A 22,525-nucleotide genomic window follows, 5' to 3' on the forward strand; every position below is an offset into this window, starting at 1 on the left:
AGGCCGACGAGACGGTCTTTCGTAGGACACGATCCCCCTGCAGGCTGTAGCCATGAAACGGGGGACATGGGGAGACGATCCCGAAGAGCTGTTCGCACTGAGCACCAACGGCGTCATCCGGACGGCAACGCTGTTGAGGCACGGCGTCGCCGGCGGCACGATCGCCGGCCGATGCCGTAAGGGTGGTCCGTGGCAGCGCGTCCTGCCGGGCGTGGTGGCGCTGCACAACGGGCCGCTGTCCGTGTTGCAGCGCAACACGGCCGCGCTGCTGTACGGCGGCGATTCGGCGCTGATCTCAGGTCATGCCGCGCTCGGGATACACGGCTACACCAACTCGGCGACGAAAAGTGAGGTGCTGCTACTCATTCCGCATACCCAGCATCGACGCAACTTCTCGTTCGTCGCCGTCGAGCGGAGCTGGCGGATACCCGAACCCATCATCAAAGGCACGCTGAGAATTGCTCCGGTGGACCGCTGTCTGCTCGATGCGGCACGCAGAATGTCGCAGCTCGATCCGTGCCGTGCCCTGCTGGCGTCGGGGATTCAGCGCGGAGACGTGACCGTCGACGACCTGGCACACGAACTGCGCGCCGGCAGCTGCCGCGGTAGCGCCGTGCCGCGCACCGTAGTTCGAGAGCTCTCGCACGACGCGCATTCCGTGGCCGAGATCGCAGCACAGAAGCTGTACGCGACGAGCGGGTTGCCACCCATGGCCCACAACGTCGACGTCGAGACCGACGACGGTACGTGGATCGCCCGCCCCGACGGGTGGCTCGATTCGGTCGCAGTGGCATGGGAGATCGATTCGCTGAAATACCACTTCTCACCGAAGGCGCACGAGACGACGCTCGTCCGACGGGCCGCGATGCAGCGCAACGGCATCATCGTGGTGTCGCACCTACCGAGGCAGATCCGCGACGACCCGGCCACGGTGCTCGCGGACCTGGAGGCCGCCTACCACCAGGGCACACAGCGCCCACGTCCCCCGGTGCGGTCACGCGCGGACTGACCCCGGACACCGCTGTGGGCCGAATGTCACATGCATTCATTTCCATTGCATGCATGTGACATTCGGCCCACCCGAACAGAATTCGGGTGTTACGAACTAGAGCGGAAGCAGGTGGTGCTTGCGCGGGTTCTTGAACACCGTCTTGTCGCGCAGCAACGTCAGCGCCTTGCGGATCTCGAGGCGCGTGGTGTGCGGCTCGATCACCGCGTCGATGTAGCCGCGCTCGGCGGCGATGTACGGCGTCGCGATGTGCTCGTTGTAGAAGTTGATCAGCTGCTGGCGCACCGCGGGAGCGTTGTCACCGGCGGCCTCGATCTGGCGGCGACCGATCACCGCGACGGCACTCTCGGCACCCATCACCGCGATCCGGGCGGTGGGCCAGGCGAAGTTCACGTCGGCGCCGAGCTGCTTCGACCCCATCACCGCGTAGCCACCGCCGTAGGACTTGCGCACCACCACGGTCACCTTCGGTACCGACGCCTCGACGAACGAGAACAGGAACCGGCCGCCGCGCTTGATGACGCCGATCTTCTCCTGCTCCACACCCGGCAGGAAGCCCGGGGTGTCGACGACGAACACGAGCGGGATGTCGTACGCGTCGCACACCCGCACGAAGTGGGCGGCCTTGTCCGAGCTGGCGGCGTCGAGCGCCCCCGACAGGTACAGCGGCTGGTTGGCGACGACACCGACGGGCCGGCCGTCGACGCGGGCGAATCCGGTGATGATGTTCGGCGCGACCTGCGAGCGGATCTCGAAGAAGTCGCCGTCGTCGAAGATCTTGAGCAGGATGTCGTGCATGTCGTAGCCGGAGTTGTCGGCGTCGGGCATGAACGTGTCGAGCTCGAGATCGTCCTGCGTGATCTCCGGCTCGAGCCCCGGGTTGACGATCGGGGGCTTCTCCTGCGCGTTCGACGGCATGTAGCTCAGGTACTTGCGGGCCCACTCGAACGCGGCTTTCTCGTCCGGCGCGACGTGGTGCACGTTGCCGTACTCGGCCTGCTTGCGGGCGCTGCCGAGTTCCTCGAGGCTGACGTCCTCACCGGTGACGGACTTGATGACGTCCGGTCCGGTGACGAACATGTACGCCTCCTCGGTGGCGATGACCACGTCGGTGTTGATGGGGGCGTACACGGCGCCGCCGGCGCACTTGCCGAGGATGATCGACACCTGCGGGCACAGACCGGACAGCGGCTCGTGCCGCTTGCCCAGTTCGGCGTACCACGCCAGCGACGTCACGGCGTCCTGCACGCGGGCGCCGCCGGAGTCGTTGATGCCGACGACGGGGCAGCCGATCTTCAGCGCGAAGTCGAGGATCGCGGCGACCTTGCGGCCGAACATCTCGCCGACGCTGCCGCCGAACACGGTCTGGTCGTGCGAGAAGACCGCGACGGGCCGGCCCTCGACGGTGCCGTGACCGACGACGACACCGTCACCGTAGAGGGCGTCGTCGCGGCCGGGCGTCTTCATCAGCGCACCGATTTCGACGAAGCTGCCCGGGTCGAGCAGCATGTCGATGCGCTGCCGGGCACTGGGGATGCCCTTGGCGGCGCGCTTGGCGAGCGCGGCCTCCCCGGCCGGTTCCTTCGCGATCGCGAGATTCTTGCGCAGCTCGGCCAGCTTCCCGGCCGTCGTCGTGGTCACTACTCGATCAGCTCCTCGTGGCCTCGATGTCGGCCAGCTTGCGTGTCAGGTCGGCCCCCACCTTCCCGATGTACGGCTCGTCGACCACCTGGAGGTGATCGCCGCCGACATGGATGACCTCCAGATTACGGACCGCCTCGCCCCAGCCGCCGTCGGGCTGCCGGGTTCCGAACGCGGGCTCGAGTTCGATGGCGTCGTCGTGGTAGCGGTCCGCCATGTACAGCACCACGTCGCCGTCGTACGGCTCGAGCTTCGCGGTCTGGATGGCCCGGTTGTCCAGCCACGACGTGCGCTGGTGCTCGATGATGCCGCCGGGGATCCTGGTACCGCTCATCCTGAGCAGGTCCATGAGGATGCGCACCTGGCCCTCGTCGTCCGTCGCGGCGAGCTTGTCGTACGGCAGCGGTGCGTCGACCCCGTACGTCTTCTTCGCGAACCTCGCGTACCGCTGCCAGCGCTTGGTGATCTCCTCCGGGGTGTCCTCGACCTTCTCCCCGGCCATGACCGTGTCGATGAGGCCGACGAGCCGCACGTCCTTGCCCTCCGCGCGCAGCAGCTTGGCGACCGCGTAGGCGAGCACACCGCCCAGCGACCAGCCGTACAGCACGTACGGACCGTCGCCCTGGATCTCCTTGATCTGCGGCAGATATTCCTGGGCGCGCTTCTCGATCGGGCCCTCGGTGCGTTCGAAGCCGTACATCGGGGTGCCCTCGGGCAGCCGGCGCAGCAGCGGTTCGTACACGACGGTGGAACCGCCGGCCGGGTGGAACACGAACACCGGGACGGCGTCCGACCCCTCGGGGCGCGGGCGCAGCGTACGGACGAGCCCGTCGATGCGGTCGGCGGACTCCAGGTGCCGGCGCACGCTCTCGGCGAGCTGCTCGATGGTCTCGGCGTCGAGCACGTCGTCGACGGTGATCTCGCCGTTCGCCCGCTCGGTCAGCCGGGCCGCGAGGCGCTCGGCCGTCTCGTCGTCGAGGATCGGCAGGGTGTTGAAGATGCCCTTCGCGGACTGTCCGGTGATCACGGCCCAGGTCGCGAACGTGAGTCGCTCGGCCGCGTCGCGCGGGGGCACGTCGGTGCCGGATGCCTCCGCAACCGCCTGCCGGTCGGTCACGTCGGTGGCCTTGTCGGCTTCGGTGCTCGCACCGGCCTCCGCGGCTTCAGCGGCCTCTGCTGCTTCGAGGATCGCCTCCGCCTCGTGCACCACCCCGGTGTCCTCCACGGCCGAGATCGGGGGCAGCTCGAGCGTCGTGTCCTCCCGCTCCGCGGTTTCGCGGTCGGCGGCCTGCTGTGCGGCGAGGGCGGCGACCTCCTCGCGGTTCTCCACGGCGTACCGCAGGTACTTCGCGACGTCGCGCAGGCTGGCGTCCTTCACCGCGGCGAGCTGCAGCTGCGGGATGTCGAACTCGTACTCGACGCGGTTCTTGATCCGCACCGCCATGAGCGAGTCCAGACCCAGTTCGATCAGCGGGATCTCGACGGGCAGGTCCTCGGGCGCGTAGCCCATCGACTCGGCGACGATCAGCGCCAGCCGATCCTCGAGGGTCTGCGACCCGGCCGGGTTCCACTTGTCGCCGAAGGTCTCGACCACCTCGGGAAGCGTCTCGACCGGCCCGCTGGACCGCTCGGCCGGCGCGGGCGCCGCGGCGGGCGCGGGCAGCGCTTCGCCGGAGGCCACGACCGCGTCGAACAGCAACCGGAACTCGCCGCTCGCCGCATCGCGCCCGTGCACGTGCAGCGACGCGCCGCCGGGGTGCCGGGTCAGGGTGGTGGTGAGGGTGCCGCTGGTGGGGACGTCGCCGTGCGGGACGGACGCGGTGAGGGTGACGTCGGCGAGCGTCTGCGACGCGGCGGCGACGACGAGCTCGCCCAGGTCGGTGACGGCGTCGGCGCGCACCTCCCACACGTGCCGGCCGTCGGGCAGCGCGACGTGCGCGCCGGGCACGCGGGCGTTGCCGCCGGTCCCGATGCGGGTCTCGAGCCAGAACGGCTTGCGCAGGAACACCGTCCGCGGCAGGTCCGCGTACTCGCCGGCCGGAAGCAGGCTGCGCAGGTCCACGGCGTGTCCGTGCACGTACAGCTGGGCGAGGGCGGTGAGCACGCCGAGCGGCTCGTCCTCCTTGCGCTTGAGGGTCTGGATCAGCTGGGTGTCGATCACGCCGGCGGCGTACGCCGTCGCGGCCACGGACATCAGCGCGACGGGGTTGGGTGCCAGCTCGACGAACGTGGTGTGCCCGTCGGTGACGGCGAGCTTGACCGCGTTGGTGAAGTACACGCTGTGCCGCAGGCCCTTGGTCCAGTACTCGACCTGGTGGATGGGGTCGTGGCCGGCGCGGTAGTGGGTGTCCTGGTCGACCGACGAGTACACGTCGACCTTCGGCTTGTGCGGCTCGATGCCGGCGAGTTCGGCGGCGAGCTCGCCGAGCAGCGGATCCACCTGCGAGGTGTGGCTCGCGCCCTTGGTCTGCAGGACGCGGGCGAGCTTCTCCTCCGACTCCGCCCGGGCGACGATCGCGTTGACCTCGTCCTGCGGGCCGCCGATGACGGTGTGCGTCGGCGCGGCGTAGACGCAGACCTCGAGGTGCGGGTAGTCGGTGAGGACCAGCTCGATCTCCGCGGCGCTGTACTCGACGAGCGCCATGAGCCGGATGTCGTCGCCCTCGAGCAGCGCCTCGGCCTCGCCCATCAGGCGGGAGCGGGCGCAGATGACGCGGACGGAGTCCTCGAGCGACAGACCGCCGGAGATGTACGCGGCCGCGGCCTCGCCCATGGAGTGGCCGACGACGGCGGACGGCTCGGCGCCGTGGTGGCGCAGCAGCTTCGCGAGGGCGACCTGGATGGTGAAGATGCCGACCTGCGAGGTCTCGACGTCGTAGTCCTGGCCGTCGTCGAGGAACTTCTCCTTCATGGAGTAGCCGGCCTCGTCCTCGATCAGCTCGTCGATCTCGTCGACGGCCGCGGCGAACACCGGGTTCTCGAGGTACAGCTGCTTGGCCATCTTGCGGTGCTGCGAGCCGAAACCGGACAGCACCCACACCGGCCCGTTGGCGGCGGGGGCGTCGGCGGAGAACACGCCCTGCGCGGGCTTGCCGGCGGCGACGGCGCGCAGCCCGGCGATGGCCTCGGCGCGCGTCTTCGCGATCACGACGGCGCGTGAGCGGCCGTGGTTGCGGCGGGAAAGGGTGCGAGCGACGTCGGCGAGCGGCGTGGTGCTGCCGGCCTCGGTCTCGAGCCAGTCGGCGAGGTCGGCGGCGGCCCGGCGACGACGCGACGGCATCGCCGCGGACACCGCGAGCAGCACCGGGTGCTCCTCGCCCTGCTCCGAGCGAATGTGCCCTTCAGCTCCTTCAGCCGACGGAACGATACGTTCGCTCGACTCCGCGTCCGCTTCGGGTCCGGTGTACTCGCGGACCACGACGTGCGCGTTGGTGCCGCCGAAGCCGAAGCCGGAGACGCCGGCGATCGCCTTGCCGGTGTAGCGCGGCCACTCGGCGCCCTCGGGGATGACCTTCAGGCGGGCCTGCTCGAACGGGATGTACGGGTTCGGCGCGGTGTAGTTCAGCGTCGCCGGCAGGTGGTTCTCCTGCATGGCGAGGACCACCTTGATCAGGCCCGCCGCGCCGGCGGCCGCCTCGAGGTGGCCGAAGTTGGTCTTCGCCGAGCCCAGCAGCACCGGCTTGTCGGCGTCGCGGCCGCGGCCGACGACGCGGCCGAGGGCGTCCGCCTCGATCGGGTCGCCGAGCACGGTTCCGGTGCCGTGGGCCTCGATGTAGTCGACGCCGGACGGCAGGATGCGCGCGTCCCGGTAGGCGCGGCGCAGCACGTCGACCTGGGCCTCCGGGTTCGGGGCCGCCAGGCCGTTGGAGCGGCCGTCCTGGTTGACGGCGGAACCGGCGATGACGGCGAGCACGGTGTCGCCGTCGCGTTCGGCGTCCTCGAGCCGCTTGAGCACGACGAGGCCGCCGCCCTCGGCGCGGACCATGCCGTCGGCGTCGGCCGAGAACGCCTTGATGCGGCCGTCGGGGGCCTGCACACCGAGCTGGTCGAAGCCGAGGGTCGCGGCGGGCGCGACGAGCATGTTCACGCCACCGGCCAGCGCCACGTCGGCGTCGCCGTCGCGCAGGGCGCGCACCGCCTGGTGCACGGCCACGAGCGACGACGAGCATGCGGTGTCCAGGGCGACGGACGGGCCACGGAAGTCGAAGAAGTACGAGACCCGGTTGGCCACGATCGACGTGGCCGTGCCGGTCAGGGCGTACGGGTGTGCGGCGGACGGGTCGCTCACCGCGAGGAGCTGGTAGTCGTTGGCGGAGCTGCCGATGAACACACCGACCGGGCGGCCCTTGAGGTCGCTGGCCGGGATGTGGGCGTGCTCGAGCGCCTCCCAGGTGAGTTCGAGGGCGAGGCGCTGCTGCGGGTCGACCATCTCGACCTCGCGCGGCGACATCGCGAAGAACTCGGCGTCGAAGCCCTTGACGTCGTCGAGGTAGCCGCCGCGGGTGTTGGCTGCGGCGATGGCCGACGAGATCTGCGGATCGTCGGCGAATTCGGACCAGCGGCCCTCGGGGAGGTCGGTGATGCCGTCGCGGCCCTGGGCAAGCAGCTCCCACATCTCCGCGGGGGTGCTCACGTGCCCGGGCAGCCGGGCGGCAAGACCGACGATCGCGACATCGTGCGTCCTGCCGGCCGGACCGGCGGCGTAGAAGGCGCTGTCGTCGCCCTCCGGAAGCTCGGGTTCGCCCTCGATGATGCGCGTGGCCAGCGACGCGATGGTGGGGTGCTGGTAGGCGATCGTGGCGGTGAGGGTGACGCCGAGCAGTTCCTCGACCTCGCCGCTGAGCGCCACGGCGTCGCGGGACGAGAGGCCGAACTCCTCCATCGGGCGATCGTCGGAGATCTGCGCCACCGGTTGCCCGGTAGCCTCGGCGATCCAGTTCCGCAGCCACTCGCGCAGCTGCGCGACGGTCATTTCAGTGTCAGCCATCAACCCACCACGCTACCCGGGAAAGAGAACAATTTTTATACGCTATCGGGGAATGCCTGCTGGGTGTAACCACCGCGCAGGGTTCCCTCGATGTAGGCGGCCTTGCAGGCGCGCCGCGCGATCTTGCCACTCGACGTGCGCGGGATCGACCCGGCAGGCACGAGCAGCACGTCGCGCGCGGTCACCCCGTGCCGTGCCGAGATCGCCGCGCGAACGGTGTCCGCGACGGGTTGCGGATCCGCCTTGCCCGCGCCGGGCGCCCGCTCGGCGACGATGACCAGCTGCTCCGAGGCGTCGTCGGGATCGAACTGCAGACCCGAGTGCGAATTCTCGAACACCACCTGCGGCAGCTGGTTGGCCGGCACGGCGAAGGCGGCGACGAAGCCGGGACGCAGCGCGGAGCTGGCCTCCTGCGCCGAGAACTCCAGGTCCTGCGGGTAGTGGTTGCGGCCGTCCACGATCACCAGGTCCTTGACGCGGCCGGTGATGTACAGCTCGCCGTCGACGTACACGCCGTAGTCGCCGGTGCGCAGCCAGTGGGCGTCCGCGGGCGTGCCCTCGGCGTGGCTGCTCGCGGGCAGGCGGTCGACGAGCTTGTTGTGGAAGGTCTCGTCGGTCTCCTGGGTGCGCCCCCAGTACCCGATGCCGATGTTCTCGCCGTGCAGCCAGATCTCGCCGACGTGCCCGTCCGGCACCTCGGTGGCGGTCTCCGCGTCGACGATCGCGGCCCACTGGCTGCGCGCGACGTAACCGCAGGAGACCTGCGCGATGGCGTTCGGCGCCTCCTTGTCGACCTTGACGATGCGGCCGGCGTTGAGCTCGTGACGGTCGACGTAGATGACCCGGGCCTCGTCGGTGTGCCGCGTGGACGAGACGAACAGCGTCGCCTCGGCCATGCCGTACGACGGCTTGATCGCGGTCTTCGGCAGGCCGTACGGCGCGAACGCGTCGTTGAACTTGCGCATCGAGGACGTGGTCACCGGCTCGCTGCCGTTGATCAGGCCGATCACGTTGCTCAGATCGAGGGTCTCGCCCGGCTTGGGCAGCCCCCGCGCGGCGGCGTGCTCGAACGCGAAGTTCGGCGCGGCGGCGAACGTGCCGGCCCCGTCGGAGACGGCGGCGAGTTCCTTGATCCACCGGCCCGGCCGCTGCACGAAGGCGCGCGGGCTCATGATGGTGATGTACTTGCCACCGATCGCCGGCAGGATGACGGTGAGCAGGCCCATGTCGTGGAACAGCGGCAGCCACGTCACGCCGCGCGAACCCTCGTTGAGTTCGATGGAGTCGGCCATCTGGATGCAGTTGGTGAGCACACCGCGGTGGGTGATCTCCACGCCCGCGGGCACGCGCGTCGATCCGGAGGTGTACTGCAGGTAGGCGATGTCGTCGGTGCCGATGTGGGGCCGCGTCCACGAGCCGGCGACAGTGTCGGGGATCGCGTCGACCGCGATGATGCGGGGCCGCTCCGCCGCGGGCAGCGGCCGGAAGAACTGCCGGACCCCGGCCGCCGAGGAGGTGGCGGTGAGGATGGCGCTGGGCGTGCAGTCGCCGAGCACGGCGTGCAGCCGGTCGGTATGGCCGGGTTCGTCGGGGTCGAACAGCGGGACGGCGATGGTGCCGGCATAGATGGCCGCGAAGAAGGAGACGACGTAGTCCAGGCCCTGCGGGGCGAGGATCGCGACGCGGTCACCGGGCTTGGTGACCTGCTGCAGCCGGGCCGCGATCGCGCGCAGGCGCACCCCGAACTGCTGCCAGGTCAGCTCGTGGACCTCGCCGTCACGTTCCCGCGAGTAATCGATGTAACGGTACGCAAGATCGTCGCCGTTCTCGGCGAAATGCTGCTCGAGGTGGTCGAGCAGAGTGTTGCCCTCGGGCAACACGATCTGTCCGTTCTCATCGATGAACTCTTCGAACCCGACGCTCATTCCTTCTCCCTGTCGAAGCGATCCCACAACCACTCGACATGGTTGCGCCCCGCACTTGTCTTCGCGCTAGCGGATCGTCGTACCTGTACAGCTCAACAGCATCCGGCCGTGCATCTCACGAATCTGTCCATCGATCCGAAATCACGATTATGTTACAGATCCGCATCGGTCATTCCCCCGCCAACAGCGGAATCACCGGTGCGAACGCCTCCATCTGGGTGGGGAAGACCCCCACGTAGGACATCCCGGTCTTCGCCCGCACGTTGCGGATCTGCTCGGCGATCTCCTCGTAGGAACCGATTGCGAGATATGGCGATTCGAGGATCTCGTCCACCGTGAGCTTGACGTCCACCTCGATGTTCGGGGGGAATCCCTGGTCGAGGGCGGCCAGCGCCATCTCGGCGGTCTGCTCGCGATCGTCCGTGACGAGAATCATCGTGATGGTCCAGTTCAGCTCGATGTCATCGAACCGATCCCCCGCCGCGCGACGGATCACGTCCACCCGCTCCACAGTCTTGTCCATCGTGATCCCCGACAGCAACAACCGGCCGTCGCGGTTCGTGGGAGTGGCCACCGAGATGATGTCGGCGTACTTCGCCGCCAGCGCGAGCATCTTCGGTCCCCCGCCGCCGACCGCGATGGGCGGTCGCGGGCCCTGACGCGGCCGCGGGCTGCCCTTGAGGCCGTCGATGCGGTAGTGCTTGCCCTCGAAATTGCACTCCTGGCCGCGCAGGAGCACGTCCAGGATCTGCAGCGTCTCCTCGAGCTTCTCGATCCGGACGCCGGGGCGCTCGTAGGCGATGCCCGCCTTGTCGAACTCCTCCTTCATCCATCCCGCGCCGATCCCGAGTTCGAGCCGGCCGCCCGAGAGGACGTCGACGGTCGCGGCGTCCTTGGCCAGGATCGCGGGATGGCGGAAGCCGTTCGCGAGGACGGCGGTGCCGAGGCGGATCTTGTCGGTGGCGACGGCGAGCGCACCGAGCGCGGCGATGGGTCCGACCTGGTTGCCCAGGTGGTCCGGGATCATGAAGCTGTCGTAGCCGAGCTCCTCGGCCTTCTGCGCCAGCTTGACGAAGCGCCGGGCGCCGCCCTCCTCGGCGTTGCCCTCGCCACCCGCGGCGAAACGAAACTTCCGCGGTTGCGTGGCAGCCGAGCCGTCGGTGGCGCTCATCGAACCTCTTCTCGTGTGGCGGTGGTCGCGCGTCACCGACCCGGAGAGCTTCCCGGGTCAGGACCGAAGGTCGAGTCTAAGCGCCGACCGAGGAACGATTGTATCGGGTGGTGATCCCCGACACTACCGACCGGTAACAACGGGGAGGGATCACTCCTCCGGTGGTTTCGGCGCCTCCTCGATCTTCTCGATCGCCCAGTTCGCCACCCACTGCGTCGCCGTCGTACCCGAATCGTCCACGACGAACGAGTTGTACAGGGCGTGCACGGGGTTGTTCGCGTACTCGAGCAACCGCGGCGCGCTGGCGAGCCAGTTGCCGGGGTTCAGCGCGTTCGGCGGCGCGTCGCAGATGCCGTCCGTCGGTGCACAGATGTCCACCACCTTGTCCTCGAGCTCCCCGAACCCGCCGGGCCGCGCGCCGGTCATGGTGATCCCCGGCAGCCGCAGTCCGTCCAGGGACAGCTCGGCGCCGACGCCCGCGACGGGCGGGCCGATCGTCTCGGCCGTGCCCGGGTCGCGACGGCCGTCGGCGATGAGCGCCACGCCGAGCACCCGATCCGCCGGAACCGGCCCGTCACCGGCGCCGATGCGCGCCGCGACGTCGCCCGCGATGACCGCACCCTGCGAGAAGCCGGTCAGGACGTAGTTGGTCAGCGGGCACTCGGCGAAGCGGCGCGCGAGGATGTCCTCCGTCGCCGCGGTGCCGGCGGTGCGGCTGTTGTTGTAGGACTGCTGCCCGTCCGGCGGGAGCGCCACCGGATTCGAGAACTGGGCGACGTACGGAACGGTGTACACGTCGGCACGCTGCGCGTCGAAGCGCTCCTGCAGCGGACGCGTGACGTTCAGCATCAGCGACAGCGGATTGAACGTCGGGTTGTACGGATCGTCCCAGGCCGCCGACTCCCACGTGCCCGGTACCGCCACCACCTGGACGTCCGGGCACGATGCGGGCTGCGCCTCCGGCTTCTCGGGCCCGAGGGGCCCCGGCGGCCCGGGCACCGGGAGCCGGCCCGCGAGGATGTACCAGAGCGCGAGCACGGCCGCCAGGACGACCAGGATCCCGAGGACGAGGATTCCCCGCCTCCGGCGTCGTTGCTTCGCTCGGGCCGTCATCATTGCCGCTCCTAGCAGAAGGTGTCGCGTGCGACGGTGATGTAGACGTCGGCGGTCGTCGCGGCGTCGGCCTCGGAGATCTCCTTGCCGGCGGCCGCGGCCTCGCTGCCCACCGATGCGGTCACGATCGTCTTGATCTCCTCGGGCGAGCTGCCCTGGGCGGTCGCGGCGCAGATGTAGTTGGCGGTGTTGATCGCGATGCTGCCGTCCGCGGCCGGCTCCACGCCCTGCTTCCGCAGCCCGTCCAGGAACGCCTGGCCGCGGTCGTCCACCGGCACCTCGGTCGGGCCCGGGAATCCGGGCTCGGTCTCCGGCTGCGCCGGCGGCGCGGTGGCGGCCTCGCCCGGGCTCGTGGTGGCCGTGTCGCCGGGGGCTGTGGTGGTCGCTTCGCCGGAGGTGGTCTCCGCGGCGGATGTCGAGGTGGTCGCCGACACGGACGTCGACGGGGTGCTCGTCGCCGTGGAATCGTCGCTACCGCAGGCGCCCAGGAGGGCGGCGGCGGCGAGCGCCGCGGCGCCGGCGCCCAGGACGCGGGTCAGGCTCGAACGGGTCCGTGCAGGCATGTGGTGGTGTCCTCGCATCCAATCGTCGGAAATGGGCAGTGCCCAGGCTACAGATGAGGACCGGGCGGTGACCGGACCCATGGGTCGCGGTCACCGCCCGATCCGGTGGTCGCGGGGCCGCCGTGGCGGCACCGGGTGTGCGAGGGCCGATCCTAGGGGCGGACGGTGGCCACGTTGTCGACGACCGTGACGAATCCGCCCTGGAAGTTCTGCTGGACACCGCCGGGGATGGGGAACTCGTCGCCGACGGGGAAGCCGAGGCGACCGTTCTCGTAACCGGCGCTCTTCCACGCGTCGAAGACGGGCCCGGTGCGGACCGACCACGCCCCGCTCAGTGGGCTCCAGTAGATGTTGCCGCCCTCGAACTCGTTGAACCGGCCACCGTCCTTGACGGGGATCTCGCTGGTCTTCGGGAACCCGAGCCAGCCGTTCTCGTAGCCGAGCTCGGCGTACTTGCCCATGATCATGCCCTGTACGGCGTGGGCCCCGAACGGCTCGCTCCAGTAGAGGGCGCCGATCTCGAAGCCCTGCACCACGCCGGGCTTGCCGGGGGTGGCGACCTCGTCGGCCACCGGGTAGCCCAGCGGGCCGCCCTCCCAGCCCTGCCGCGCCCACTCGTCGCGGATGGCGCCGCGCACGGCGTGCGCCCCGGTCTGCGGGGTCCAGTAGATCGAGCCCTGCTGGAAGTGGTTGAACCGGCCGCGGCCGTCGGGGGTGCCGCGTTCCTCCGTGGTCGGGTAGCCGAGCGGGCCCCCCGGGCCGCCCGCGGCCTGGTAGGCCCCGCCGATCGCACCCGCCACCGGGCGGGCCCCGCCGTCGGTGGAGGAGAAGATCCGGCCGAAGCGGAAGTCCTGGACGCGCCCGCCCGCGACGGCGTACTCCGGCGTGAGGCAGTCGCCGATCCAGGGACCGGCGGCCGCTGCGGCGCCGATCGCGCCGGCGGCGCTGCAGTTCGGCTTCGTGACCTCCACTCCGAGGGCGTTGGCCAGCTGCGGCCACAGCTGGTGCAGCTCGAACTCCCAGTACGGCCACGAGTGGGTGCCCGACGGCCGGTAGACCACCTGCGCAGGGATGCCGATCTTGTTGAGCTTGGTGGCGAACGCCTGCGAGGTGAGCCGCGACAGGATCTCGAGGCCCATGCCGGCGTAGTTCGTGCTCACGCCCGGGATACCCGACGGCTGGTCGTACGGGCCGGTGCTGCCGCTGCCACTGGAGACGTACAGGCTCACGCCCTCGAGCTTGTCCGCCAGCAGGTACGGATCGTGGGCGGCCCACTGCTCGCCGCCGGGGGTACCCCACATGGCCGACGAATCGAAGCCGCCGGCGTCCTGCATCGCGTACTGGATGGCCTGCGGCATGCCCAGGGTGGTGGTGGTGAGGATGCCGGAGAGCGACCCCGCGAACTTGAAGAAGCCGGGGTTGCGCGCGGGCAGGAACATCGCAGCGGTGCCGCCCATCGACAGGCCGACGACGCCGCGGTCCTTCGTGGTGCGCCAGTTGCCCTCGAGGATCGGCGGGAGCTCCTTGGTCAGGAACGTCTCCCACTGGTAGTTGCGCCCGTTGTTCTGGTCCATCCAGTCGGCGTAGAAGCTGGACTGCCCGCCCACCGGCAGCACCACGTTGACGTTCTTGTCCGCGAAGAAGGCCTCGGCGTCCGTCTCGATCGTCCAGCCGCTCTCGTCGTCGCGGGCGCGCAGGCCGTCGAGCATGTAGACGGCGGGGAACCGCGCCTCGGGTTCGATGTTCCAGTCCCGGGCGAGCAGCAGCTGCACCTGAATGGGGGTGCCCATGGCCGGCGAGTTCACCCACAGGGCCACGCGCCGGTCGGTCAACCAGTCGACGCGCTGCACCGTGACCCCGGCCGGGGCCTGCACGGCGGTCGGCTCGCTGCGGTCCACCGGCTCCGCATACGCGGCCCCGGCCGCGAGAGTTCCGGCGACGAGGGGCGCGACGAGCGCGGCGGCGACCGCCCCGAGGACCCGCCGGCCCCGGCGGGCACGCGGCGCCGGCTGCTGGGCGCGCACGGTTCGACGTCCGCCAAGCACTGTTCGCATCGGCATCGCTCACTTTCTGCGTTGCTGGGGCGTCGGCGGGCGACCGGGCCCCGCGTCTCGAAGACTGTTTCTACACGTGAACGGGCGCCGGGTGGGGGCGCCGCGCTGTGACGGGTGTGGTTTTTGTCAACGATCCGCGAAACGGCGCATGCCGCCCCTCGTCCCTCGCGGGTCGTGGGGCGGCATGCGTACCGTCAGTGTGCGCCGGGGAGTTCGGCGCGATCAGTAGGCGTTCAGTGCCTCGAGGATCTGGGGGCGAGCCTTCCACAGCTCCTCTTCCCAGTACTTCCAGGAGTGCGTGCCGCGCGCCGGGAAGTCGAAGCGGGCCTGGATGCCGAGGGTGGCCAGCTTGATCTGGAAGGCGCGGGTCTGGGCGAGCGCGAGCGCCTCGAGGCCCATGGCGTTGGCCGTGTTGTAGACACCGACCAGGCCCTGCGGGTTGTCGTGCTGGCCGGGCAGGCCGCTGGCGGCCGAGATGTACATCGACAGGCCGGCGAGCTTCGGCGCGAACACGAACGGGTCGTTGCGCAGCCACGCCGGGCTCCACGGCGGGCCCCACATCGAGTCGACGTTGAAGCGGCCGGCGTCGAGCATCGCGACGCGGATGGCCTCACGCATGCCCGGGGCCGACAGGTTCAGGTAGCCGGAGAGCGACGAGGCGAACTTGAACTGGTCGCGGTGGTAGGCCGCCAGGGTCAGCGCGGCACTGCCGCCCATCGAGAGGCCGAGGATGCCGTTGTTGCTGCGCGAGACGCCGCGGGTGGCGAGGTAGTCCGGCAGCTTCTCCGTCAGGAACGTCTCCCACTTGTAGGTGACGTCCTGGCCGTTGAGATTGCTGGGCGCGTACCAGTCCGTGTAGAAGCTCGACTGGCCGCCGACCGGCATCACCAGGGTGACGTTGTCGTTGGCGAACTGGTCGCGCGCGTTGGTCTCGAAGCTCCAGGCGTTCGCGTCGTCGCGGGCACGCAGGCCGTCGAGCAGGTACAGCGCCGCGTCACCGCCGCGGGCGGCCCACTGGATCTGCACCTTGATCGGGCCCATGTCGGAGTCGACGAAGACTTCCTCGAAACCGCCGGCTGGTGCCCGATGCGAGATCGGGGCGGCGGCTGCGGGAGCGGCGAGCGCGGCGGTGCTTCCGGCGACGCCGGCGGCAACCGGCAGAACGAGGGCTGCGGCACCCACGCCGAGCACGCGCCTGCGGAGGCGCTGCGACAACCTCGGGACAAAACGCATGAACAATGCTCTCTTTCTCGATCTGCGGCGTCCGCGTGCGCGTCCCCCGTCGGATACCGGCGGCGACGACCGAGCGGGCCGTCACAAGTCACACTGCGGTCAAGACTGTAAAGGACACCGTGAGCTCTGACAAACCCCCGGTAACCCAGGTCAACGAACCGTGTGTCGGCTTCGATATCGGCCTGCACCCCCGATGCGTTACACATCCGTTATCGACTGTGATCATACCGAGATACGCCCGGCGGACCGCACGGGCCCACCGGGGCGAAAACGACATCGATGTAATTCGCGGGCCGGACGACCGCGTCAGCCCCCGTCGCGCGGGGGCGGAAGCGCGAGGCCGCAGCGCTGGATCTCGTATTTCGGCACCCGGTCGAAGCGGTAGTCCGCATAGTCGAACGCGTTGCGGAAATTCCGCTTGAACAGTGGCCACGTCAGTTCCGCGCGGGAGGACGCGAGCAGTTCCTGCGTCTGCGGGCACGTCAGCGCCACCTGCGCCTGCGCCACCCAGTCCTCGTCCAGATAGGCCGGCAGCCACGGGTGCACGTCCACCATTCCCGTGTCGGCGACGACCCAGTCGGGGTAGAGCAGCTTGTCGTGCCCGATGCGCCCGTCCTCGAGCCGCTCGGTGTGCGCCGCCAGCGGGTACGCCAGCCCCATCTGGTCGAGCACCTGCACGTCGAGCCCGACGTTCATGCTGGTCATGCCGAGGTTGAGGAAGTAGACCGTGTGGCCGGCTCCGCCCGGCGGCACCGGCCCCGGCGGCGGCACGACGTCCCATGCGTCGAACGACGGTGTCGGTAGCAGCAGCCCGCCGTCGGGGGTGTTGGAGATCGCCTCGACCATCGCCCGCATGCGCGGGTAGTCGAGGTAGTCCTCGGCCCGGACGGGATGCAGGTGGCCCGTGTTGAGGGCGTAGAACGCCCGCTCGTCGACGATCCCGGAGCGGCCCACCACCGCACCCTCGGGCATGCCGGTGGTGTTCGCAGCGATCGCCGACCACACCACCACACCGAGCCACAGCACCCCCGCCGCCCCCGCGACGGCCGTCGCGCGAGTGCGGCCGATCTCGGCCCGCTGTGGAACCCGCAACGGAATCACGGCGACGGGAATGAGCAGACAGAACAACGGCGGCAGCAACACCCGGCCGTGCATGAAATCGCCGCCGACGCGAAGGGCGTACAGCGTGAGCAACAATGCGGCGCCGAGCATGAAGACGACCACGGCCGCGGGGGTGCGCAGCGCGCGCTGTGCGCGCGCCGGAAAGGACCCGTCCCTGTGACGGAATTCACGTTTCGGCGCGTCCTGTTCGCGGGGTCCCCGGTACCGCCACGCGAGCGCGGCACCGAGCAGCAGGAGCAGCAGCGGCAGCCACAGCAGGTACGGGCTCACCAGGTTTCCGAGGTACTCGAAGCCCTGCGCCCACTTCGCCCCGCCCGCGTCCTTGGCCACCGCAGTGTTCGGATAGGGCAGACCGTAGTAGCCCATCCGCCAGATCTGATAGCCCACCGGCACGGCACCGGCCACCGCCACCATGGCGACCCGCACCCGCCACGTGAGTCCGGCCGCGAGGAACAGCATGAGCAGGGCCGGAAGAGCGAGAAGCGCCAGTTCGGGGCGCACGAGCGGCCCGAGACCGGCGACGAACGCCGTCGCCAGCACCGACGGGGTCGACGGCAACCCCGGCACCGTCGCCCACCGCACGAGCAGCAGCCACAGCAGGGCGATCCAGCAGATCACCAGCCCGCTCTCGAGTCCGGAGGTGGCGAAGTCCCGGGCCGGGGGCACCGCGATGTAGACGAACATGCCGGCGGGCACCAGCAGGAACGTGGCACCACTGCCCCGCAGCCGCCCCCGGTACAGCCGGCCCGTGCCGAGCATCGCCAGCACCACCGCCGCGGTCGACAGCACGAGCGCCGTGGCAAGCACCACGTACTCGAGCCGCACCCCGCTGAGCCGGCCCGCCGCGTACACGAGATACGTCCACAGGGTCGACGTGTTCGCCTCGACCCGGTCGCCGGCGTTGAACACCGGGCCGTTGCCGGCCAGCAGGTTGCGTACGGTGCGCAGCACGATCAGGCCGTCGTCGGCGATCCAGCGACGCTCCCACGCGCCCCAGAACATCAGCAGGGCCGTCAGCGCGACTCCGCCGGAGAACACCGCGGTCGGCAGCCACGGCCGCATGCCGCCCCGGCCCGCCGGCCGGGGCCGGCGGGCCGGGGCGCCGAGATCCTCGTCGAGGTCAGAAGAGGTAGACAGCACCGCCGACCGCCCCGATCCAGGCCAGCGCGAGGAGTTGCAGCACCCGGTCCTTCAGGGCGATCTCCTCCGGTTCGCCGGCCTCCCCGCCGTCCACGTCGACCGCGTACCGCAGGATCGCGATCACGAACGGAATCATCGAGATCGCGAACCAGTTGGTGTCGTTGGCCTGGTCGCGCTCGAACGCCCACAGGCCGTAACAGATGACGACCGCCGTCGCCGACAGCGTCCACACGAACCGCAGGTAGGTGCCCGTGTAGTACTCGAGCGACTTGCGGATCTTCGCGCCGGTCCGCTCCGCGAGCCGCAGCTCCGCGTACCGCTTGCCGGCCGCCATGAACAGCGAGCCGAAGGCCATGATCAGCAGGAACCACTGCGACAGCAGGATCTCCGCGGCCACGCCACCGGCGATCGCCCGGATGAGGAACCCGGAGGAGACGATGGCGATGTCCAGCACCGGCTGGTGCTTGAGCCCGAAGCAGTAGGCCAGCTGGACGGTGATGTACACCGCCATCACCACCGCGAGCTGCCAGTTCGCCAGGAACGACAGGCCGATCGAGCCGACGAGCAGCACCACCGCCATGCCGTAGGCCAGGTTCACCGGCAGCACGCCGGCGGCGATCGGGCGGAACCGCTTCGTGGGATGGGCGCGGTCGGCCTCGACGTCCATCGCGTCGTTGACCAGGTAGATGCCCGACGCGGCCATGCAGAACACCACGAAGGCCAGGGCGACCGGGATCAGGACGTCCAGCTCGGTCGCCGAGCCGGCCGCGAGGGGCGCGGCCAGCACCAGCACGTTCTTCACCCACTGCCGGGGGCGAACCGCCTTGACGATGCCCTCGGCCAGATTCTTCGGAGGCGCCGCGACGGCTACCGGTTCCTCGCTCATCTCTCTCCAAACTTCTTCTCGGCCCGCACGACGGCCGCGGCGGACGCGGCGCCGAGCGCGGCGCCCGCCAGCACGTCCGTCGGATAGTGGACGCCGAGCACGAGGCGGGACAGCAACATCGGCGGGACCAACACCGCCGGTAAGGGTAGCCCGGTCAGCCGACCGAGCAGCACGGCAGCGGCCGTCGTCGAGGTGGCGTGCGAGGACGGGAAGCTGAGCCGGCTCGGGGTCGACACGTTGACCCGGATGGTCGGGTCCACGGGCCGGGGACGCCGCACGACCCGCTTGACCACGATGGACGCGGCGTGGGCGCCCACGGCGCCGACCGCGACCCCGGCCCACCGCCGCCGGCGCGGGCGGTCGACCAGTGCGCCGACGCCGCCGATCACCGCCCAGCCGAGGGCGTGCTCACCGAAGTGCGACAGCCCACGGGCCGCGGCGATCGCTCCCGGCCGGGAGCCGACCGTGGCCTGCACGGCCTGCAGCACCTGGATCTCCGCCTCGGTGGTCGGCCATTCACGACTCGAAGACACGCTCCCACTCCTCCTTGCTCGTCAGGGCGGGAACCGCGGCCTGGTACTCGTTCTTCAACTCGGGGAACCTGCGTGCCAGCTCGCGGCGCAGCCGCACGGCCTCGGACAGCAGAGCCTGTGCCTGCCGAGGGTCGCGCTTACGGTAGACGACGCCGCGCCCGTCCGCGGTGGTCACGGTCACACCGTCCACCTGCGACAGCAGGAACCAGCGGGCGTCGAGGGTCGGCACGTTCAGCTGCGGACGCTGGTGGTGTTCCGGATGCGCCGGCCGCACGTTGTGCACCAGGCCCTTGGCGAGCCGCACCATCTTGCGCACCGCCCCGCGCGGCTCGCCGACCGCCCCGACCTCGGCGCCGGACGGCAGCGGCAGCTCGGTCGACGACGGCAGCACCACGGCGTCGGAGAACCGCTTGCGCAGCGCGTGCACCTCCCCGAGCGCGGTGGGCAGCAGTTCGAACAGGCGGTCCGGGCCGGCGAGGAAGTCCTCGATCGCCTTGTTCTGGATCGCCACCGTCGAGTACTCGAGGCACAGCAGGTGCTTGAGCGTGGCCTTGACGGTGTCGAGCACCAGGCCGCGTCCGTCGCCCGGCATGTGCAGGGCCGCCACGACGAGGCGGTTGCGCAGGTGGAAGTACGCCTGCCAGTCGATGGCGTCGTCCTTGTCGCTCCACGCCATGTGCCAGATCGCGACGCCCGGCATGGTGACGGTCGGGTAGCCGGCGGCGCGGGCCCGCAGCCCGTACTCGGCGTCGTCCCACTTGATGAACAGCGGCAGCGGCTGACCGATCTCCTCGGCCACCTGCCGCGGGATCATGCACATCCACCAGCCGTTGTAGTCGACGTCGATGCGCCGGTGCAGCAGCCGCGACTGCTCGCGGTCGCGCAGCGGCTTGGTGGAGAAGTCGTGGTCGTACTCGACGTTCGGCGCGGCCGTCCACATGAAGTCGGCGCGGTTGATCACCTCGCCCATCGTGTGCAGGTGGCTGCGTTCCTGCAGGTTGAGCATCTGGCCGCCCACGAGCATCGGGCTCTTGGCGAACCGGGACAGCGCCAGCGCGCGCAGGACCGAGTCCGGTTCCAGCTCGATGTCGTCGTCCATGAACAGGATGTACGGGCAGTCGGTGGTCTTCAGCGCCTCGTACATGATGCGGCTGTAGCCGCCCGAACCGCCGAGGTTGCCCTGGTCGTGGATGGCGAGCCGGTCGCCGAGCGCGGCCGCCGCCGCGGTGAAACCGGGCTCGTCGCGAACCTTCCGGGTGCCCTGGTCCGGGATGATCACGGCGTCCACGACGTCGAGGACCAGCGGATCGGAGGCGAGGGCGACGAGGGCTTTCACGCAGTCCGTGGGGCGGTTGAAGGTGGGGATGCCCACGGCGACGGACGCCTCGCCGGGTGCCTCGACCGGCGCGTACCAGCCCGCCGAGCGCAGCGTGACGTCCGAGTCGGTGGTGATGTCGAACCAGATCCAGCCACCGTCCTCGAACGGGCCGAGATCGATCTCGAACTCGACCGTCGCGGCGTCGTCCCCGGCGGGGGCGCCGCCGGAGAACTCGCGGCCCTCGACGTGGATGCGGCTCGCGTCGGCCTTCGAGCGGTACACGTCGGCCCGGCCGTGGCCGGTGAGCTCGAGGCGCAGCACCACGGAGGTGAGCGTGCTCCACCGTCGCCAGTAGCTCGCCGGGAAGGCGTTGAAGTAGGTGCACATCGACACTTCGGACTCGGCGCCGATGTTCAGCGACGTCCGGCCGACGGCGTGCGCGCGCCGTGCGTTGGTCGGCGATTCCTCCAGGTAGAGGGTGCGCACGTCGAGCGGTTCACCCGGGCGCGGCAGGATCACCCGCTGCAGCAGTGCCCTGCCGAGCAGCTCGGATTCCGGCGCGACGGGCTCGGCCAGCTGGTGCCGGGCGCTCACGAGGCGTCCCCCGCCAGCGGCGTGCCCGACTCGAAGTACGGGAGGAGGGCGTTGTCGAACATGCTCAGCGCGCTCGCGATGGCCATGTGCATGTCGAGGTACTGGTAGGTGCCGAGCCGGCCGCCGAACAGCACCTTGTTCTCCGCGGCCTCCCGCTTGGCCCGCTCCCGGTAGGCCGAGAGCGTGGCCCGGTCCTCCGGGGTGTTGATCGGGTAGTACGGCTCGTCGTCGTTGCCGGCGAAGCGCGAGTACTCGCGCATGATCACCGTCTTGTCCGTGGGGTAGCCGTCCCGCTCGGGGTGGAAGTGCCGGAACTCGTGGATGCGGGTGTAGGGCACGTCGGCGTCGTTGTAGTTCATCACCGGGGTTCCCTGGAAGTCGCCGGTGGGCAGCACCTCGGTCTCGAAGTCGAGGGTGCGCCAGCCGAGGCGGCCCTCGGCGTAGTCGAAGTAGCGGTCGAGCGGCCCGGTGTAGACGACGGGGGCGCCGGGGCTCGCGGCGCGGATCTCGTCGCGCACCTCGAACCAGTCGGTGTCGAGCCGCACCTCGATCTTCTCGTCCTTCGCCATGTTCTCGAGCCACGCGGTGTAGCCGTCGACGGGCAGGCCCTCGTAGGTGTCGTTGAAGTACCGGTTGTCGAAGGTGTAGCGGACCGGCAGGCGGGTGATGTTGCCGGCGGGCAGTTCCTTCGGGTCGGTCTGCCACTGCTTGGCGGTGTAGTCGCGCACGAACGCCTCGTAGAGCGGCCGGCCGATCAGGGAGATGGCCTTCTCCTCGAGGTTCTGCGCCTCCGCGGTGTCGATCTCGGCGGCCTGCTCCTTGATCAGGGCACGCGCCTCCTCGGGGCTGAAGTACCGGCCGAAGAACTGGGACACCAGCCCGAGACCCATCGGGAACTGGTAGGCCTGGCCCTTGTGCATCGCGAACACGCGGTGCTGGTAGTTCGTGAAGTCGGTGAACTGGTTCACGTAGTCCCACACCCGCTTGTTGGAGGTGTGGAACAGGTGGGCGCCGTACTTGTGGATCTCGATGCCCGTCTCGGGTTCGGGCTCCGAGTAGGCGTTGCCGCCGAGGTGGTGGCGGCGCTCGACGACGAGAACGCGTTTGCCGAGTTGCGTGGCGGCACGCTCGGCGATCGTCAGTCCGAAGAACCCGGAGCCGACGACGATCAGGTCGTACTCACGGGTGGCAGGCTGGGGCGAGGGTGCAGCAGTCACGGAAGACCAGGGTAGGCGA

At 70.0% G+C, this 22,525-nt stretch carries 14 protein-coding genes; 1 reads left to right on the forward strand and 13 read right to left on the reverse strand.

Going from position 1 to position 22,525, the window contains the following annotated elements; all coding sequences use genetic code 11:
• Nucleotides 1–52 precede the first annotated feature (52 nt).
• Nucleotides 53–1,009: a hypothetical protein gene (locus tag OCS65_RS27805; RefSeq protein WP_263508319.1), complete on the forward strand. Its 957-nt coding sequence runs from the start codon at nt 53–55 to the stop codon at nt 1,007–1,009.
• Nucleotides 1,010–1,105: 96 nt separating this feature from the next.
• On the opposite strand, the gene OCS65_RS27810 is transcribed toward OCS65_RS27805, so the two are convergent.
• The 13 genes from OCS65_RS27810 to glf all read right to left on the reverse strand — a co-directional run bounded on the left by OCS65_RS27810 (nt 1,106) and on the right by glf (nt 22,506).
• Nucleotides 1,106–2,650, reverse strand: a complete 1,545-nt coding sequence (locus tag OCS65_RS27810) for an acyl-CoA carboxylase subunit beta (protein WP_006941932.1) — start codon at nt 2,648–2,650, stop codon at nt 1,106–1,108.
• A gap of 7 nt (nt 2,651–2,657) precedes the next feature.
• Nucleotides 2,658–7,622 carry a polyketide synthase Pks13 gene (gene pks13 / locus OCS65_RS27815; RefSeq protein WP_276558399.1) on the reverse strand — a complete coding sequence of 1,655 codons (4,965 nt, stop codon included), beginning with the start codon at nt 7,620–7,622 and terminating at the stop codon, nt 2,658–2,660.
• A 50-nt stretch (nt 7,623–7,672) separates the two neighbouring features.
• Nucleotides 7,673–9,562: a long-chain-fatty-acid--AMP ligase FadD32 gene (gene fadD32, locus OCS65_RS27820; protein WP_006941930.1), complete on the reverse strand. Its 1,890-nt coding sequence runs from the start codon at nt 9,560–9,562 to the stop codon at nt 7,673–7,675.
• A gap of 169 nt (nt 9,563–9,731) precedes the next feature.
• The gene (locus tag OCS65_RS27825; protein ID WP_029547031.1) at nt 9,732–10,733 is read right to left on the reverse strand and encodes an LLM class F420-dependent oxidoreductase; all 1,002 of its coding nucleotides are present in this window, start codon (nt 10,731–10,733) and stop codon (nt 9,732–9,734) included.
• A gap of 150 nt (nt 10,734–10,883) precedes the next feature.
• Nucleotides 10,884–11,846, reverse strand: coding sequence for a cutinase family protein (locus OCS65_RS27830; protein WP_043801822.1), 963 nt, complete (start codon nt 11,844–11,846; stop codon nt 10,884–10,886).
• Nucleotides 11,847–11,857: 11 nt separating this feature from the next.
• A complete protein-coding gene (locus OCS65_RS27835) occupies nt 11,858–12,409 on the reverse strand; it encodes a DUF732 domain-containing protein (protein WP_050034380.1) in 552 nt (183 codons plus the stop codon).
• 152 nt (nt 12,410–12,561) lie between these two features.
• A complete protein-coding gene (locus tag OCS65_RS27840; protein WP_168578914.1) occupies nt 12,562–14,469 on the reverse strand; it encodes an alpha/beta hydrolase-fold protein in 1,908 nt (635 codons plus the stop codon).
• A 216-nt stretch (nt 14,470–14,685) separates the two neighbouring features.
• Nucleotides 14,686–15,696, reverse strand: coding sequence for an alpha/beta hydrolase (locus OCS65_RS27845; protein ID WP_043801799.1), 1,011 nt, complete (start codon nt 15,694–15,696; stop codon nt 14,686–14,688).
• Between the two features lie 306 nt (nt 15,697–16,002).
• A complete protein-coding gene (locus OCS65_RS27850; protein ID WP_263510389.1) occupies nt 16,003–17,880 on the reverse strand; it encodes an arabinofuranosyltransferase AftB family protein in 1,878 nt (625 codons plus the stop codon).
• 58 nt (nt 17,881–17,938) lie between these two features.
• Complete coding sequence (locus OCS65_RS27855; protein WP_006937150.1) at nt 17,939–18,844, reverse strand: decaprenyl-phosphate phosphoribosyltransferase; 906 nt, start codon at nt 18,842–18,844, stop codon at nt 17,939–17,941.
• A complete protein-coding gene (locus OCS65_RS27860; RefSeq protein ID WP_006937153.1) occupies nt 18,841–19,377 on the reverse strand; it encodes a phosphatase PAP2 family protein in 537 nt (178 codons plus the stop codon). Before OCS65_RS27860 ends, OCS65_RS27855 begins: the two co-directional genes overlap by 4 nt.
• Nucleotides 19,361–21,289, reverse strand: coding sequence for a glycosyltransferase (locus tag OCS65_RS27865; RefSeq protein ID WP_006937154.1), 1,929 nt, complete (start codon nt 21,287–21,289; stop codon nt 19,361–19,363). Before OCS65_RS27865 ends, OCS65_RS27860 begins: the two co-directional genes overlap by 17 nt.
• A complete protein-coding gene (glf, locus tag OCS65_RS27870; RefSeq protein WP_006937155.1) occupies nt 21,286–22,506 on the reverse strand; it encodes a UDP-galactopyranose mutase in 1,221 nt (406 codons plus the stop codon). Before glf ends, OCS65_RS27865 begins: the two co-directional genes overlap by 4 nt.
• Nucleotides 22,507–22,525: the final 19 nt, after the last annotated feature.

The organism is Rhodococcus aetherivorans, from assembly GCF_025722975.1.
Taxonomy (GTDB): domain Bacteria; phylum Actinomycetota; class Actinomycetes; order Mycobacteriales; family Mycobacteriaceae; genus Rhodococcus; species Rhodococcus aetherivorans.